This window comes from Nocardia sp. NBC_01388, from assembly GCF_045040085.1.
Classification (GTDB): Bacteria; Actinomycetota; Actinomycetes; order Mycobacteriales; family Mycobacteriaceae; genus Nocardia.
Window position 1 is genome coordinate 971,192 of the sequence record NZ_CP109553.1, and the last position, 15,553, is coordinate 986,744.

The window sequence follows — 15,553 nt, forward strand, 5'->3', positions numbered from 1 at the left end:
GAGCTCCGAGGAAGTGGACAGACATGAAGGCATTCGTCGTCGCGAAGTACGGCAAGGACGGCCTCCGTGCCGCCGAGGTGGCCGAGCCGAAGATCGGCAACGGTGACGTCCTGGTCCGGGTGAGTGCGGCCAGCATCAATCCATTGGACAAGATGGTCCGCAACGGTGAGTTCAAGCAGCTCCTGAAGTACAAGACCCCCTTCGTGCTCGGCCACGACGTCGCCGGTGTGGTGACCCAGGTCGGTGCGGGCGTCCGCGGCTTCAAGGTCGGCGACGAGGTGTACGCGCGCCCCCGCGACCTGCGCATCGGGACCTTCGCGGAGTACATAGCGATCGACCAGAACGACGTCGCACCCAAGCCCGCCTCGCTCACTCTGCACGAGGCCGCCGCCGTCCCCTTGGTCGCGCTGGCCGCCTGGCAGATCCTGGTCGAGAAGGCCCAAGTCAAGCCCGGGCAGAAGGTTCTCGTCCACGCGGGCGCCGGAGGGCTCGGGTCCACCGTGATCCAGCTCGCCAAGTATCTGGGGGCGTATGTGGCGACCACCGCCACCGGCGCCAGCGAGGGACTCGTCCGCGATCTCGGCGCCGACGCGGTCATTGACTTCACCAAGCAGGACTTCTCCGAGGTCCTCTCCGGGTACGACCTCGTGCTCGACTCGCTGGGCGGTGAGAATCTCATGAAGTCGCTCACCGTGCTCAAGCCCGGAGGCCTGGCGATCGGCGTCGCCGGCCCGCCCGACGCCGGATTCCCCAAACAGCTCGGTGCCCCCAAACCCTTCGAGCTTGTGATGTCGTTCCTGAGTCGTAAGGTCCGCGGGGCCGCGAAGAAGCTCGGTGTGCGTTACTCGTTCTTCTTCATGCGGGCCAGTGGTGCGCAGCTGCGCGAGCTCGGCGCCCTTTACGATGCGGGTCACCTCCGCCCGGTCCTCGACTCGACCTTCGCGTTCGATCAGACTCTCGAAGCGCTCGCCTACGTCGAGAGCGGCAAAGTCAAGGCGGGGAAGGTCGTCGTCACGCTAGACTGACGTGCCGAAATGCCGGAGCGTACATGAGTGTCGAGCAGCCCACGTGTCCAATACGTCGAGTTGCGTTGTTGCCGTGGACGTTTCGGCCAGAACGGCTAGCGTGCCCGCTAAAGCGGCGATCTCCTGGTCCGAGGGAGCGCCCTTGATGATCCTGATGACAGCTACCATGTTCAACGAACTTCGGTAGCCGAACACCGGCGCCCTTGCGCTGCGGTGGTATCGGTCCCTCGAAGGCGATGTATCGCCTCCGGCATCTCCAGGTCTGGGGTGGCTCGCAGTTCCCCAACGATCGTCGGGGACTCCGATCACGGCGCAGGTCGCAACCGCCGGGCGTTGTGCCGATTGCCGGAAATGGTCGCGATTCTGGAAGGCGTCGACGCCGCCGGCCGATGTAATGCCCGCGGCGAGTACGAGAAGCGCGCACGCCGACCTGGATGAATTGCGTTGCGGGTCTTACGTACTCGACTGCAAATCCCCGAGTTCGTGCCTATGACGCTCGAGCCACGCTGCTTCCTCACCCGGGGCGGGCATGATCAACCCGGCTTCCATGATGGATGTCGGATCGACCTCGTCGAGTCCGACCAACAGGCTGCGGGCGTCCTTACCGGTGATCGCGGTCCACGCTTCGGACAGCCGGGTCAGTAGTTCGGCGCGAGTCGCGCGATCCCTACCGGCCCGGATGGTTCCACCGATCACCGACACGGTGTTGGGCCGGCCGGCGGTGAAGAAGGCCGAGGGCTCGTATTCGGTGAAGACGACGTTGACGAATCCTCGGGGTGTGCCCGTGGCCGAGGAGTGGATGGCCGTGATTGCTTCCGCGAGGTCGGCGCGGCGATCGGCATCGAGCGATCCGGCTGGGGTCAAGCACTGGTAGAGCGGCATCGGTTTCCCTTTCGGCCTACGTGGAGTACGAATAGAAGATAACCTCGTTATAGTTGCGAGGCAAGGGTCTTGCGCCGCACCTCGACAACCGACGAAAGCAAGAGGCTATGAATCGCGCCGAAAACCTCGTGGCCACCGCAAACGGCCATTCCGACAATGTCGCGATCCGGCTGGGCGAGGTGGACATATTTCCTATGCGCAACTGGAGGCCCTCAGTCGGCGGGTCGCCGGACTGTTGGCCGGTACGAGGTGGAAGCGGGTGGCCGGGTCGCGATAATGCTGCCGAACGTGCCACATTTCGCCGCCCTCTACTTCGGCATTCTGCGCGCGGGCGCGGTCGTGGTGCCGATGAACCCGCTACTCAAGGAACGCGAGGTGGCCTATTATCTTCGTGATTGCGGCGCCAAGGTGGTATTCGTGTGGCACGCCCCCGCCCGCTCGTCGTCGCGTACAAGTACCCGCGAAGTGTCCACATCGTCGACGCATTGCCGAAGGGACCCACCGGAAAGATCCTCAAGCGCGAAATCGCCCTCCCCGTTGATTACGGCCCACCGGCCGTTGGCTGAAAGTCTTCGGATGCCGAAAAGAGAGGGAAGATTGCGGCAAGGTCGGGTTCAATTGGGGCACAAGGGACCATCGGATCTCGCTGCGCGCACCGCGACCTGTGTTGCGGAGGTCGGCGCCGCGCTGAGTCGCGATCGCGCCGCGCTGGTACGTGACATCCACAAGCGGATATCTGGTGAGATCTCGGAGTTGCGCGGCGAGGAAGGACTGCGCGAACTGCTGAGCGCGAGCATCGAGGGCAATGTCGATACCTCGTTGCCCTTCCTGCAATACGGTATCGACATCGGCCGGGCGGAGGCCCCGCCCGCCGCCATCGAATATGCCCGTCGCCTGGCCCAACACGGTATTCCGGTTCGGGCGCTCGTCCGCGCGTATCGGCTCGGCCAGGACACAGTCCTGCAGCGCGCTTTGGCAGTCCTCAGTACTAAGGTCAGCGACCCGAATCTGCTCGCTGCCGCTGCTCAATGCCTGGCTGGGGCAAATCTCGCCTACATCGATCGTGTCACAGAACTGGTACTCGAAGCCTACGAAGAAGAACGAGATCGCTGGCTACAACACCGCAGTGCGACCCGCGAAGCGCTTATTCGCGAACTACTTCGCACCGACCCCAGCGATCTTGCCGCAGTGGAGACCACTCTTGGATATCGGGTGTCCTACCGTCGGCATATCTGCTTGGTTGTCTCCACTGCTCAGGTGGAGCATGCCGACACGTATGCCTCCAGCCTGGCTCGATTCACCAACGACCTCGCCGATGAACTCGGCTGCCCCTATCGGCCGCTCTTCGTTCCCCGCGACCAAGCCACCGGTTGGGCTTGGCTGTCTCTCCCGGGCACTCCCACACGCGAGACGTTCGCGGCCGCGGTGCAGGCTCTCGCGCTCGGAATAATCGTCGCGGCGGGGGAGCCCGGTAGCGGCATCGATGGATTCCGCCGGAGCCACCAGCAGGCGATCCGGGTGCACAAGGCCATGCTCGCCGCAGCGGACAACGCTCCGCCGGTAGCTACATTCGTCGAGGTCGGCGCGGTCGCCCTGCTCTGCGATGACGTCCCGGCGACCAAGGCATGGGTGGCCGAAACGCTCGGCCGGCTGGTGCTCGATGATGAACCTCACGCCCGTCTTCGGGAAACGTTGCGAGCGTTCCTCCGGACCGGAGGCAGCTATGTCACCACTGCCCAGCAACTCGGTCTGCATCGCAACTCTGTGCTCTATCGAGTACGGCGGGCCCAAGAGGAAATCGGCCGTCCTCTCGAACCACATCGGCTGGACATCGAAATCGCGCTGCGGGCGTGCCAGTGGCTGGGCGGCAGCGTCCTCACCGACGTCGATTGACCTGCTACCACCGGTTCGTGCCGTCCGCACAAGTCGATCATCGGATTTGGTGCGGCCGGTACGTGTTCTGGATTACATCCCCTCGCTACGTTTGGCGATTATCGATGATCACCGTGCCAGTTCGAGGAGACGATCCATATGCATTTCGCGATGTTGCCCGATGCGCGTGCCGAGCAGGCTCCCGAGCAGCCGTGTCTGACCGATAACCGGACATAATCGTCACTCCGATCAATCCCGCCGGTGTGTGCAGGCCGATACCGCTGTGGCGGTGTTGGGTGTTGTAGTAGTGAAAGAACCTGTCGCAGAACCCACTTCGCCTCAGCGATCGAAGCGAACCGTTCCGGGAAGGCCGGGCAATACTTCAGGGTTTTGAACCCGGCCTCCGAGTAAGGATTGTCGTTACTGACGTGCGGGTGCGACAGGCTGCGGGTGATCTGGAGATCGACCAGCAATTGAGCGACGTTCTTGCTGGTCATCGACGGTCCGTTAGCGGAATGCATGTGCGTGGGGACGATCCCGTTGTTCGCCGCGAACGCCTCGCGCATGAATACCTGCGCGGCCACGGCGGACTCCGGCACCAGCTTCTGGTGAATGACCTTGCGGGAGAAGATATCCAACATCACCATCAGGTCGTAATAGAGGCCCTTGTGCGGGCCCTTCAACTTGGTGATATCCCAGCTGAACACCTGATTCGGCCCCGTCGCGACCAACTCCGGGCGAGCCCGGGGCGGGTGGCTGGCTCGACGGCGGCGTTCACGAATCTCATTGTTGGCACGCAGGATTCGATACATCGTGGAGATCGAACACAGATAGATTCCCTCATCGAGCAACACCGCCCACGCGTGAGCAGGGGATTTATCGACGAACCGGGTCTCACGCAGCACCGCCAGGACCTGGTGACGTTCGACATCGGTCAACGCTGCCGGATGCGGCGCCCGGCGCCGAACAGGGCCTTGCACCGGTGGTTTCGGGTGGTGTCGGCGATGGTGGGTGGCACGGGATTTGCCGGTCAGCCGGCAGGCCGCCACGACACCGACCAGGGGTTTGAGGTCGGTGACGGCGGCATCGATCAGGGGGTCTGCTTGGCGTCGTTGCCCGAGTTGGTGGATAGCAGCTCCAAGAACTCGGCAAGTTTTCCCAAGACCTCGTTCGCCTGCCTGGCCTTGGCCAGCTCCGTGACCAGCCGGGCATTCTCGGCTTCCAACTTCTCCGCTCGCCGCTCCGATCCGGACTTGGCGGGTTTCGGGCCAGAAGGCTTGGCGGCCAACGCGTTCAACGATCCCGCATCCCGCAGCCGGGTCCAGTCGAGCACGTGCGAGTGATACAGACCTTCACGGCGCAGCAACGCGCCTTTGGCACCGGGTTCGGTCAACTGCTCGTACTCGGCGATGATCGCCATCTTGTAGTCGGCGGTGAAACTGCGCCGTTTGGGTCGATCGGCCCGAGGGCCCTTCTTCTTGCCTGCCACCCCGCCATCATCCCCGGTGGCCAGGTCGGCGACACTCAACGTCACGTTCAGAACATCCGATCTCGCCCAAGTCTACTGAGAACAACTACGTGGTCACCATGTCTCGAGCGAGTCTGGCAGATAGGGGTCGGCGGTCGTCAGAGGACTATCCTCGAATTGTCGGGGCCCTTTTTCTGACGTCGAGAGGTGGGGCGATGATTGCCAGCGGCGGGGTTCCGGATGGGGCGATGGTGAAGCCATTTGCCTGGGCGGCCAATGTCGGCCTGTCCGAGTAGATGAACGGCCCGGAGTCGCACGACCCGAATGGGACGCAACGCGACCTGCAGTTCGGTATCGCCGCAGAATTGGCTGCTGCCGGGTTCGACGAGGCCGAGGAGATCGGTCGCGGCGGATTCGGCATCGTGTATCGCTGCGTCGAGCACTCGCTCGAACGCCAGGTCGCGGTGAAGGTGCTCACGTCCGAGGTATCCGGCGATGAGCGGGCCCGCTTCCTGCGGGAACAGCGGGCGCTGGGCCGGTTTTCCGGGCACCCGCACATTGTTCAGGTACTCCACGCGGACTCCACTGCGACAGGTCGGCCCTACATCGTGATGCCCTTGCACCGGCAGGGGTCGCTGATGACCCGGTTGCAGAATGAGGGCCCGGTGCCCTGGCAGGAGGTGTTGTCGATCGGGGTGAAGCTCGCCGGCGCTTTGGCCGCGGCGCATGAGGGCGGAGTCCTGCATCGCGACGTGAACCCCGCCAATATCCTGCTCAGCGATTACGGCGAACCTCAGTTGGCGGATTTCGGTATCGCCCGGATCGGTGGGGTTTTCGAAACCGGGGCGGGGCTCGTGGCCGGAACCCCGGCGTTCACCGCCCCGGAGGTGCTCAAGGGCGAAGACCCGTCCGTGGTCTCGGATCTCTACGGTCTCGGGGCCAGCTTGTTCTGCTTGCTGACCGGCCATGCGGCGTTCGAACGCCGGAAAGGCGAATCGCTGGTCACGCAGTTTCTACGGGTCAGCTCCGAACCGGTTCCGGATCTGCGCCGGAGTGGAGTGCCCGCGACGCTGTGCACGGCCATCGAGTCGGCGATGGCCACCGTTCCCACTGAACGGCCCAGCGCTGCACGCGAATTCGGCGAGCGGTTGCGGAATGTGCAGTTCTCCAGTGGTCTTCCGGTCGATGTCATGGCCCTGCCGGCTCGAACCGGGATCGGAATCGGCGCCGCCGCTGAGCCTCGGTCGCTATCAGCCGCCGAGATCCCGATATCGGTGGGTCCGCTGCCGACGCCGTCGACCCGGTATCGGCCGCCGACCTCGCTGCGCCGTCCGGTCGAGCGGCCCCGGTTGCTGGATGTCTTGCGGGCGGCTCAGACGCGGCGGCTGGTCCTGATCCACGGGCCCGCGGGTTTCGGGAAGAGCACCTTGGCCGCCCAGTGGGGTGATGTGCTCGAGTCCGAGGGGGTCCGTGTCGCCTGGTTGAGCGTGGATCCGGACGACAACAACGTGGTGTGGTTCCTGGCTCATGTCGTGCACGCGCTCCGGCACACCCATCCGGAGTTGGCGACGGGGTTGACGCAACTGCTCGAGCAGCGATCCACCGATGCGGGGCGGCATGTGATGACGACACTGATCGATGAGATCCACGACAGCGGTGAACGTGTCGCGCTGGTGATCGACGACTGGCATCGAGTGACCAGCCGATCCACACTCGCCGCGATGGAATTCCTGCTCGATCGCGGTTGCCATCACCTGCAACTCATCGTGACCAGTCGCACCCGTAAAGGGTTGCCGCTCAGTCGGTTACGGGTCAGCGACGAACTGCTCGAAATCGACGAGGCCGCACTGCGATTCGACGCCGGCGAGACGACGGAATTTCTCACGGGGATGAACGAACTGTCGTTGGCCGCGGCGGATGTGGAGAACCTGCGCCGTTCCACCGAAGGCTGGGCCGCGGCTTTACAACTGGCATCACTGTCGTTGCGCGGCAGGACGGACCCGAGTACCTACATCAGCCAGATCTCGGGACGCCACTACGCCATCGGCGAATATCTGCTGGAAAATGTCCTCGACACGCTCGAACTGGACATGGTCGAATTCCTGATGCGCACCTCGATCCCCGAGCGCATCTGCGGTGAGCTCGCCGAAGTCCTGACGGATCGGAAGCCCGGACAGGGATTACTCGAGGAAGTTCGTCAGCGCGATCTATTCCTGCGCAATGTCGATGATGATCTGCGGTGGTTTCGCTACCACGGACTGTTCGCCGACTTCCTACGCCGCCGACTGGTACTGGAACACCCCGGTCTGCTCGAACAATTGCACCTGACAGCATCGTCCTGGTTCGCTGATCACGATATGCCGATCGAGGCGGTTGATCATGCTCTCGCAGCCGATGAGCCGGATTTGGCCGTGAGCCTGGTACAGGAACGCGCCGAACGACTGATCGAGGGTTCGCGGATGGCGACTTTCCTCGGTTTGGTCGCGAAGCTGCCCGGGTCGCTGACAGCCGTCAACCCGGTCCTGCAATTGCAGATCGCTTGGGCGAATATCGCATTGCAACGTCGCTCGGCCGCCGTTGCTGCGCTGGACCGCGTCGACGCCGCGCTTGTCCTCGGCTCGGTCACTGTCGAACAGGCCGAGGAGATCCACCTGGAGGCAGCACTGGCTCGGGTCGGAAACGATTTGGTGACCGATCGATACGCCGAGGTGCCGGGGCCGGTAATGGCACATGTTCGGAAGTCGGCACGGCCGTTTCTTTCCATCACCGTGGCGGCCTCGGCGGCGGCCTCGGCGCTCTACCGGTTCGACTTCGAGGAGGTCCACCGATGGCATCGGTGGATGGCGTTGTTTCGGGATCGCCCGTCCGGTCCTTTCGCGGTGATGTACTGCGATTGCATCGCCGGTATGGCAGCTTCCGAACAACTCGACATCGCCACCGCCGAGTCCCGCTACCGGACGGCGTTGAGTCTGGCCCTGGAGACCGGTAAGCATTCGCACGCCACCGGGCTGGCCAGCGCACTGCTGGGTGAATTGCTCTACGAGAAGGGACAATTCATCGAGGCGGAGGAGCTTCTGGACATCGGTCTGGGCCCGGCCGGGGGAGGCGCCGTGGAGTTCCTGATGGCCACCTATGGGACCGGTGCGCGACTTGCCGCCGTGCGCGGTGATCTCGACTCCGCTCGCGAACGTCTGGCGGCAGGGGAGCGCATCGCCGCGGATCTTTCGCTTCCACGGCTGGCGGCACGGGTCGTCAACGAACGCGTCCGACTCGGTCTGCCGATCACCGATACCGAGCGACAGGCTCTCGACCGACTCCCTCCATATACCGTGCAGCGCAATGCAACCCTGGCCGTCGCATCCGAGCTCGCTCACGATTCGGCGATCCGGCTGTTGCTTGCCGAACGGTCACCTGCGGCAGCCCGGCAGGCCTGCGACAGAGCCGAGCATCTCGCACGCGAGGTGAGCCGCCAAGCACGACCGCGGGCCCTGCTGTATGCCGAACTACTACTCGGAGGCTGTTTATCGGCATCCGGGCAGACCGTCCGGGCTGCCGAACTGCTGGCTCCGGTGGTATCTCGATGCGCGAGACTCGGGCTGGTCCGGGTTGTTGTGGACAGTGGCCGCGAACTGCAACCGGTCGTCGAAACGCTCGCCGGTGCACCCTCGACAGCTCAGCTACCGCGCTGGTTCCTGCAGCAGGTGCTGGCTCAATTCGAGTCGGTGCCGCCGAACCGGAGTCGTCAGATCGAGGACGAGATCCCGTAGCGGCAGGCTCCTGCGACGATTCAATACCACGTATCGCCGCCTGTCATGCAGACTGGAAGGCCTATGGAAAGTTACGGAATCGGATGACCACGAACAGTTCGCCATTGCGCGCAGCTTTCACCGGCAATCTGCAGGAGATCGCCGACACAGTCGATGCGGTTATCCTCGGCGGTCCCCGCAAATACACCGCCGAAGAGGTACTGCTCCATTCCGGGATCGACCGTGACCGCGCCGAGCGCATATGGCGTGCAATGGGTTTCGCGACTCCGCCGGATGCGGAACGGGCATTCACCGACGACGACGTCGAGGCTCTTCGGCGGGCCGGCAGATGGCGAGATATCGCGGGCGTTGATGATGAGGCGATCGTCGCGATAACCCGTGCGATAACGCAGGCGGTCTCCCCGCTGGCGACCTGGGAGGCCCAATTGGCCGTCGATAACTTCCTCGAGGAGGTGACGACATCCAGTTCGGCCTCGGCCTTGCTGACGTTCTCCGAGCAGATATTGCCGCTGCTCGAAAGAACCCATGCCTACATGTGGCGCAGGCAGGTTGCCGCGTATATCGATCGACGCATTGCCGTTGCGCAGGAAGGCCGTGTCCGTCCGTCCGGCGCTGCGGTCGGGTTTGCGGATATTGCGGGATATACGGCCCTGTCTCGCGGTGCGGACGAACGCGAAATACGGCGGCTGCTCGACGCATTCGAGTCCGCGGCCACGAATGCGGTCGGTGAGAACAGCGGTCGTATCGTAAAGATGATCGGTGACGCGGTGTTGTTCACCGCGGAGCGGCCGACGACCGCCGCGGACATCGCCCTCGATCTACTCGCGGGTTGGCCCGGCTCCGAGCCACCGCTGAGAATCGGCGTTGCCTCCGGGCCGGTCGTGGATCGGCTCGGAGATGTTTTCGGCTCCACCGTGAATATCGCGAGTAGGTTGACCTCGGTCAGCCCGCCCGGTGAGGTGCGGGTAGACGGAAATATGGCGCAGGACCTGCTCGCGCACGACTGTTACCGGCTCGAACAACAGCCCCCGGTCGCGGTGCGTGGCTACGACCGTCTGATCTCCTGGCGCCTGCACCGGACGCACTGATCGGTAGAAAACCCTTTGTGCGCCCGCTGCTTTGATACCGCTGCGGGCGCACCAGGGGTTGATTGCCGAATTCAACTGCGTTCGCTGCAGACCGCTGATTCCAGTTCGTCCAGTGCCTGCACCGTGTGGTGGGCGACATCTTGGACACGAGGCAAGGCGGTGCGGCAGGCAGTGAAACCGAAGTCGAGTTGCCCGCCGTGGGACAGCACCGTGATGTTGAGCGCCTCGTTCTTGAACAGCAGGGACATCGGGAAGAAGTTCTCCAGGCGCGCGCCCGCGGCGTACATGGGTTGTTTAGGCCCGGGGACGTTCGATATCACCAGATTGAACATCGGCCGCAGCGAGGCTGCGCCCGGAACGAGCTGTTTGACGAACTGCGGGCTCATTGCCAGTGTTGTATAAGCGGACATCGATTCCGGCGGCACCGTCTTGATATGTTGTTTTCCAGCGCGGGTGGATGCCGCGATAGTGGCGAGCCGAGTGCGCGGATCAGCTTGGTGCGTCGCGAGATTCGCCAAGATGATGCTGACGGCATTGCCGTCCGTGCCGGATCGGCGGACATCGACCGGAACCATGGCGATGAGGGGTTTGTCGGGGAGCTCGCCGAGGCCGATCAGGTAGCGGCGCAGCGCGGAGGCGCACATTTCGAGGACGATGTCGTTGACGCTCGTCTCGGTCGCGGCGGCGAGCGACTTGACCCGATCGAGTGCGACGGTAGCGGTGAAGATGCGTCGTTGCGGGCCGATCGGCACGTTGAGCGGGCTGTGTGGTGCCTGGAAGGGGCCGACGAGCGGGGTCTCCGGTGAACCGTCTGCGCGAAGCAGCTTCAGCACCGCATACCGGCACTGCCAGAGCCGGCGCACTGTGACGGTCCTGCGGCTGGGCAGCACCGGTGTCTGCGGCACCCAGGCTGGAGGGGTGTTCGCCCATACCGGCGGAGCCAACGGTGCGTCCGGATCAGCGGAATAGGTGGCGGCCATGAGCCTGACGCCGGCCACTCCGTCCATCAGCGAATGGTGAGTCTTGAAGTACACCGCGATGCGGTTACCCTCCAGCCCTTCGATGACATGCAACTCCCACATCGGGCGTCGCCTGTCCAATGGAGTGGTGTGCAGCCGCGAGACGAGTATCGCGAGTTCGCGCTGCCCGCCCGGCGCCGGGAGCGCGGAATGGCGGAAGTGGTAATCGATGTCGACGTCCTCGACGATTGCCCGCCGCTTGAGCAACGGCAGTCGTCCAGCGCTGATCACGGCGTTGAACGGGCCGGCAGTAGCGGGCCGGCTGCGGAAATCATCGACCATGCGCCGGATGAGGGTACCGGCGGGCTCATCGGCATGGAAGATGGAGAGCGCGGCGACTTGCATCGCCGTCTCCGGTGACTCGACCCACAGCCAGAACGCGTCCAGGAGTGGCAGGAATCCGGGCTTCTTCGTGTGACGGCTGCTCATTTCACCGCCAACCGCGCGGCTCGGGCAATCTCCTTGTCCCGGAAGCCGATCCATTCGATCGGTTTGCGCCAGAGCGCGGAAGTCAGTGCGAGCACCTGCATTCGGCCGGGCGACACCAGCAGTTCGGCTCGTCGTTCGATGCCCGCCACCGTATCGGCCACCACCTGCTCGATGGGAACGAGTTGCCAGATACCGGGGCCGTTGCCTCCCCAGATCGCCTGGCCGACCGGGTCTGCGAGCAGTTTGTCCATGAGCGGAGTATCGAAGAACGTCGGGTGGATCGAGCCGACCTTGATGCCCTGGTGACGGACTTCGAGCCGCAGACTGTTGACCATCGCGAATAGGCCGGCCTTGCTGGCGCAGTAGGCGGCCTGCATCGGAAAGTGGACGAAGGTCGCCATCGACGCGACGGCCAGCAGGTAGCTGTCGGGCTCCAGATACGGGAGGGCGGCCTTGAACGTGCGCCACACTCCGACCAGATTGACATCGATGATCTGCGCGAAGTCGGCCTCGCTCTGGGATGCCACCGAACCGGTCAGATCGAGGCCCGCGTTGGCGACTACCACATCGATCCGGCCGAAATGGTCTGCGATATCGCCCATTACGGCTTCGAGCTGCCTCAAATCCGTGACATCGGCGCACCAGCCGCGCGCCGAATTCGGGTTGGGGAGGCCGAGCGCTTGTGCCTGTGCTGCTTCGGGTTTGCGCGCGATGAGTGCGATTCGTGCTCCACGAGTAGCCAGTTCGTGCGCGAGGGCATTCCCGAAGCCGCCCGCCGAGCCGGTGATGACGACCACCTGATCCCTGAGGTCACGGGTCCTGTTCAAGAGCATAGGGGATTGCTTCCTGTCGTCGACTGGTGACGACTTCACCGTCGAAGTCGGCGATAAACGCGCATGGGTGGGCAGAAGCGTTGTACTGCAATGTGATTCAGTCCCCCGTTGGACGAGCCTCACCCGTGCGTACCGGCAACCTTACGGCGAGGGCGTGCTGCGTTCCCTGTCGCGGCCGCCCGAAGGGCTCAGCCACATTCGTGCCGGCGGCACAAGAGATTGCATTATCATGTACTAACTACTATAGTTTTTTAAAGTTCTACTCGATCGACCACGCCCCGTCGTCGTTCGACACCCCACCTCAGGAGGATCGCCGCATGTCGGTCGCTTTCACGCCAGTACGGATCGGGCCTTGGCAGCTACCCCAGTCCTTTGTCATGGCACCACTGACTCGTAGCCGCGCGGGAGAAGGCAATGTCCCCACCGCGATGAACGCCGCGTACTACGCGCAGCGTGCAGGGGCCGGGCTGATCGTCACGGAGGGCACCGCGCCCAGTGCCGTCGGCCAGGGCTACCCCGCTGTGCCCGGCCTCTATACCGCCGAGCAGGTCGCCGGATGGCGTCTGGTCGCAGGGAGTGTTCACCGTGCCGGCGGCACGATCGTGGCGCAGTTGATGCACGTGGGCCGGGTCGCGCATTCCAGCAACAAGGGTGGCGCGGAGACCATCGCGCCGAGCGCTGTCCAGGCCCCCGGTCAGATGTTCACGTTGACCGGCATGGTTGATCACGATGTGCCACGAGCGATCGATTCCGGTGAAATCGCCGGGATCATCACCGAATTCGTCGAGGCCGCTCGCAATGCGATCAAGGCCGGACTCGATGGCGTCGAGATCCACGGAGCGAATGGCTATCTGCTGCATCAGTTCCTGGATCCGACGGTGAACCTGCGCGCCGACGAGTTCGGCGGCACGCCGGAGAATCGAGCTCGCTTCGTCATAGAACTCGTCACGGCCGTCGCTGCCGCGATCGGCGCCGACCGCGTCGGCCTGCGGCTTTCGCCCGGTAACCAATTGAATGGCATCGGCGAGGTCCCCGGTGACGACCTCACCACGACCTACCGGGCGGTTGTGGACGGGATTGCGCCCTTGGGTCTGGCGTACCTGAGTATTCTGGCCAGCCCGTTCGAGTCCTTGGAGCCACTCGTCCGAGACCTCCGCACGCGATTCGGCGGTTCCGTGCTCCTGAATACCGCCGCTCCGGTGGCGACTTCGTTGGAGACGGTCGAGGAGCTCCTGGGCAAAGGTGTCGCCGACGCCGTTGTCGTCGGGCGCGCATTCCTCGCCAACCCCGATCTCGTCGAACGCTGGCGCACCGGTGCGGACCTGAACGAGGTGGACTTCACGACGCTGTACAGCGGTGGCTCGCGTGGGTACACCGACTATCCGAGGCTTGCCGAGATTTCCTGAGCCGCAAAGCGTTTCCTCGCACTTCGCCGCCGGACCAGCAATTGTCCGTACTACATTACAAGGAGAACGACGTGACTACCTACACGCCTGTCAACGCTGCCGAGACGCTCCATGTCGATGCGCCGTCGGCTCAATTCGCCTACCGGCGACTCGGCCCTCGCGGCGGAGTTCCGCTTGTGCTGGTTCATCGCTTCCGTGCCACCCTCGACTGGTGGGATCCGGAGTTTCTCGACATCCTGGCCGCCGAGCGCGACGTCATCCTGTTCGACAACATCGGTATCGGGTATACCGGGGGTGACGCGCTGGTCACCGTTGACGGATTCGCCGCGGGCACCCTCGAATTCATCGAGGCGCTGGGGCTGACCGAAGTCGACCTGCTCGGCTGGTCCTTCGGTGGTGTGGTGGCACAGGCGGTAACGCTCACCCGACCAGATCTCGTGCGCAAGTTGATCGTTGCGGGAAGCGGATCGGGCCTGGCTCCCAATATGCCGACGATGAGCGAGCGGGTCCTCGGAATCATGGCCAAACCGGACGCCGACCTCGACGACATGCTGTACCTGTTCTATCCCGAAACCGAAGGGGCTCGGAACCGGGGGCTCGAACACTTCAACAAGGTCGCCGCCACGCTGCCGGTGGACGCTCCGGCGGTCAGCGAGGCAGCTGCTATGGGTCAACTCCAAGCGATTGCCGCAGCCTTGTCGACCCCGTGGGAGCAGGTTATCGCGGGGCTCCAGAGCATCGGGCAACCTGTGCTCTACGCCAACGGCATGCACGACGTCATGATCCACGCGTTCGCTTCCTACTCCGCTGTGGAGCACCTGCCTTCGGCCAAGTTGGTGCTGTACAGCGACGCCGGCCACGCATTCCTGTTCCAGCATCTCGAGGAATTCACCGCAGAAGTCAAATCCTTTTTGGCGGACTGAGGCCCTTTCGGTCGCCGTCGCCAACCATAGCGACATGAAAATGAAGTGTTTACTACACTATGGTGATGAATAATCGAACGTACGGCCAGAACTGCGGCCTCGCTCGTGCGCTCGATATCCTGGGCGATCGGTGGACTCTCCTCGTCCTGCGCGATCTGGGTATGGGTCCGCGGCGATACAAGGATCTGGCCGCGGGACTGCCGGGTATCGGTACGAACCTGCTGGCCAGTCGCCTCAAGGGACTCGAAGAGGCGGGCTTGATCGAGCGCACGGTGCTGCCGCCACCGGCGCCGGTCGCTGCCTATGCCCTCACCAGTGCCGGCGAAGAGTTGCGCCCGGTGCTCGGGCAACTCGCGGCCTGGGGGTTCCGGCACGGTGCGCCATTCGATGCCGAGGACATGACACGCCTGGAATGGCTGATCCAAGGCCTGTTCGCCCGTATCGCCCCCGAGGCCGCGGATCGGTTCGGGGGAGTCGTGCAGTTCAGCGTCGGCGGCGAATCCGCATGGATCGGACCTGCGGCGGATGGCGTCCGACTGCGTCCGGGGCAGGCCCCGACACTGCCCAAAATCTCGCTGAATACCGATGTTCCAACACTTCTCGCGGTGGTGAACAACGACATCGACCTAGCCGATGCCTTCGAATCCGGTGCGATCACCGTGGAAGGCAACGACGGTGAGCTGGAATCATTCATCAGCGCCTTCAGCCCGGCGAGAATCGGCTAGGTCAATAGCGGCATTACGACCTTGTCATTCATGTGGTTCCGATTTGCGGAGAACTCGGAAACCGTAGAGTCGGCGAGGCAGGCCACGCGATCTCAACGGCGTATTCCCGCCATGGC

General features: G+C 63.8%; 13 protein-coding genes. 7 read left to right on the forward strand and 6 right to left on the reverse strand.

Annotated features, from left to right (window positions below; genetic code table 11):
- The first annotated feature begins 23 nt into the window (after nt 1-23).
- The gene (locus tag OG716_RS04595) at nt 24-1,025 is read left to right on the forward strand and encodes an NADP-dependent oxidoreductase (RefSeq protein WP_405136439.1); all 1,002 of its coding nucleotides are present in this window, start codon (nt 24-26) and stop codon (nt 1,023-1,025) included.
- Here the strand turns inward: OG716_RS04595 and OG716_RS04600 are convergent.
- Together OG716_RS04600 and OG716_RS04605 are read right to left on the reverse strand one after the other, a co-directional pair.
- On the reverse strand, nt 1,017-1,193 hold the full coding sequence (locus tag OG716_RS04600) for an acyl-CoA carboxylase subunit epsilon (RefSeq protein ID WP_405136440.1): 177 nt from the start codon (nt 1,191-1,193) through the stop codon (nt 1,017-1,019). The genes OG716_RS04595 and OG716_RS04600 overlap by 9 nt on opposite strands.
- A gap of 285 nt (nt 1,194-1,478) precedes the next feature.
- Nucleotides 1,479-1,907: a tautomerase family protein gene (locus tag OG716_RS04605; RefSeq protein WP_405136441.1), complete on the reverse strand. Its 429-nt coding sequence runs from the start codon at nt 1,905-1,907 to the stop codon at nt 1,479-1,481.
- 276 nt (nt 1,908-2,183) lie between these two features.
- Here OG716_RS04605 and OG716_RS04610 point away from each other — a divergent pair, with 276 nt between their 5' ends.
- Complete coding sequence (locus OG716_RS04610; RefSeq protein ID WP_405136442.1) at nt 2,184-3,800, forward strand: helix-turn-helix domain-containing protein; 1,617 nt, start codon at nt 2,184-2,186, stop codon at nt 3,798-3,800.
- A gap of 98 nt (nt 3,801-3,898) precedes the next feature.
- Here the strand turns inward: OG716_RS04610 and OG716_RS04615 are convergent, their stop codons facing one another.
- Both OG716_RS04615 and OG716_RS04620 read right to left on the reverse strand, forming a co-directional pair.
- Nucleotides 3,899-4,717 (reverse strand): transposase, encoded by an 819-nt coding sequence (locus OG716_RS04615; protein ID WP_405136443.1) that lies wholly within the window; start codon nt 4,715-4,717, stop codon nt 3,899-3,901.
- A gap of 152 nt (nt 4,718-4,869) precedes the next feature.
- Complete coding sequence (locus OG716_RS04620; RefSeq protein WP_405136444.1) at nt 4,870-5,313, reverse strand: transposase; 444 nt, start codon at nt 5,311-5,313, stop codon at nt 4,870-4,872.
- A gap of 230 nt (nt 5,314-5,543) precedes the next feature.
- Here OG716_RS04620 and OG716_RS04625 point away from each other — a divergent pair, with 230 nt between their 5' ends.
- Nucleotides 5,544-9,014 (forward strand): protein kinase domain-containing protein, encoded by a 3,471-nt coding sequence (locus OG716_RS04625; RefSeq protein WP_405136445.1) that lies wholly within the window; start codon nt 5,544-5,546, stop codon nt 9,012-9,014.
- A gap of 83 nt (nt 9,015-9,097) precedes the next feature.
- Nucleotides 9,098-10,102, forward strand: a complete 1,005-nt coding sequence (locus OG716_RS04630) for an adenylate/guanylate cyclase domain-containing protein (RefSeq protein WP_405136446.1) — start codon at nt 9,098-9,100, stop codon at nt 10,100-10,102.
- Between the two features lie 71 nt (nt 10,103-10,173).
- Here the strand turns inward: OG716_RS04630 and OG716_RS04635 are convergent, their stop codons facing one another.
- Nucleotides 10,174-11,550, reverse strand: a complete 1,377-nt coding sequence (locus OG716_RS04635) for a WS/DGAT/MGAT family O-acyltransferase (protein ID WP_405136447.1) — start codon at nt 11,548-11,550, stop codon at nt 10,174-10,176.
- Entirely contained in the window at nt 11,547-12,383 is an 837-nt protein-coding gene (locus OG716_RS04640; RefSeq protein WP_405136448.1) for an SDR family NAD(P)-dependent oxidoreductase, read from the reverse strand. Before OG716_RS04640 ends, OG716_RS04635 begins: the two co-directional genes overlap by 4 nt.
- Before the next feature lie 317 nt (nt 12,384-12,700).
- On the opposite strand from OG716_RS04640, the gene OG716_RS04645 reads away from it, so the two are divergent.
- The 3 genes from OG716_RS04645 to OG716_RS04655 all read left to right on the forward strand — a co-directional run bounded on the left by OG716_RS04645 (nt 12,701) and on the right by OG716_RS04655 (nt 15,437).
- Nucleotides 12,701-13,789, forward strand: a complete 1,089-nt coding sequence (locus OG716_RS04645; RefSeq protein ID WP_405139529.1) for an alkene reductase — start codon at nt 12,701-12,703, stop codon at nt 13,787-13,789.
- Nucleotides 13,790-13,860: 71 nt separating this feature from the next.
- The gene (locus OG716_RS04650) at nt 13,861-14,712 is read left to right on the forward strand and encodes an alpha/beta fold hydrolase (protein WP_405136449.1); all 852 of its coding nucleotides are present in this window, start codon (nt 13,861-13,863) and stop codon (nt 14,710-14,712) included.
- A gap of 65 nt (nt 14,713-14,777) precedes the next feature.
- Complete coding sequence (locus OG716_RS04655) at nt 14,778-15,437, forward strand: winged helix-turn-helix transcriptional regulator (RefSeq protein ID WP_405136450.1); 660 nt, start codon at nt 14,778-14,780, stop codon at nt 15,435-15,437.
- Nucleotides 15,438-15,553 lie beyond the last annotated feature (116 nt).

What these genes read in the sequence shown, in the direction of transcription:
- OG716_RS04595 (WP_405136439.1), top strand. Translation starts at nt 24, where the DNA reads ATGAAGGCATTCGTCGTCGCGAAGTACGGCAAGGACGGCCTCCGTGCC.
- OG716_RS04600 (WP_405136440.1), bottom strand. Translation starts at nt 1,193, where the DNA reads ATGGTAGCTGTCATCAGGATCATCAAGGGCGCTCCCTCGGACCAGGAG.
- OG716_RS04605 (WP_405136441.1), bottom strand. Translation starts at nt 1,907, where the DNA reads ATGCCGCTCTACCAGTGCTTGACCCCAGCCGGATCGCTCGATGCCGAT.
- OG716_RS04610 (WP_405136442.1), top strand. Translation starts at nt 2,184, where the DNA reads ATGCTGCCGAACGTGCCACATTTCGCCGCCCTCTACTTCGGCATTCTG.
- OG716_RS04625 (WP_405136445.1), top strand. Translation starts at nt 5,544, where the DNA reads ATGAACGGCCCGGAGTCGCACGACCCGAATGGGACGCAACGCGACCTG.
- OG716_RS04630 (WP_405136446.1), top strand. Translation starts at nt 9,098, where the DNA reads ATGACCACGAACAGTTCGCCATTGCGCGCAGCTTTCACCGGCAATCTG.
- OG716_RS04635 (WP_405136447.1), bottom strand. Translation starts at nt 11,550, where the DNA reads ATGAGCAGCCGTCACACGAAGAAGCCCGGATTCCTGCCACTCCTGGAC.
- OG716_RS04640 (WP_405136448.1), bottom strand. Translation starts at nt 12,383, where the DNA reads ATGCTCTTGAACAGGACCCGTGACCTCAGGGATCAGGTGGTCGTCATC.
- OG716_RS04645 (WP_405139529.1), top strand. Translation starts at nt 12,701, where the DNA reads ATGTCGGTCGCTTTCACGCCAGTACGGATCGGGCCTTGGCAGCTACCC.
- OG716_RS04655 (WP_405136450.1), top strand. Translation starts at nt 14,778, where the DNA reads ATGAATAATCGAACGTACGGCCAGAACTGCGGCCTCGCTCGTGCGCTC.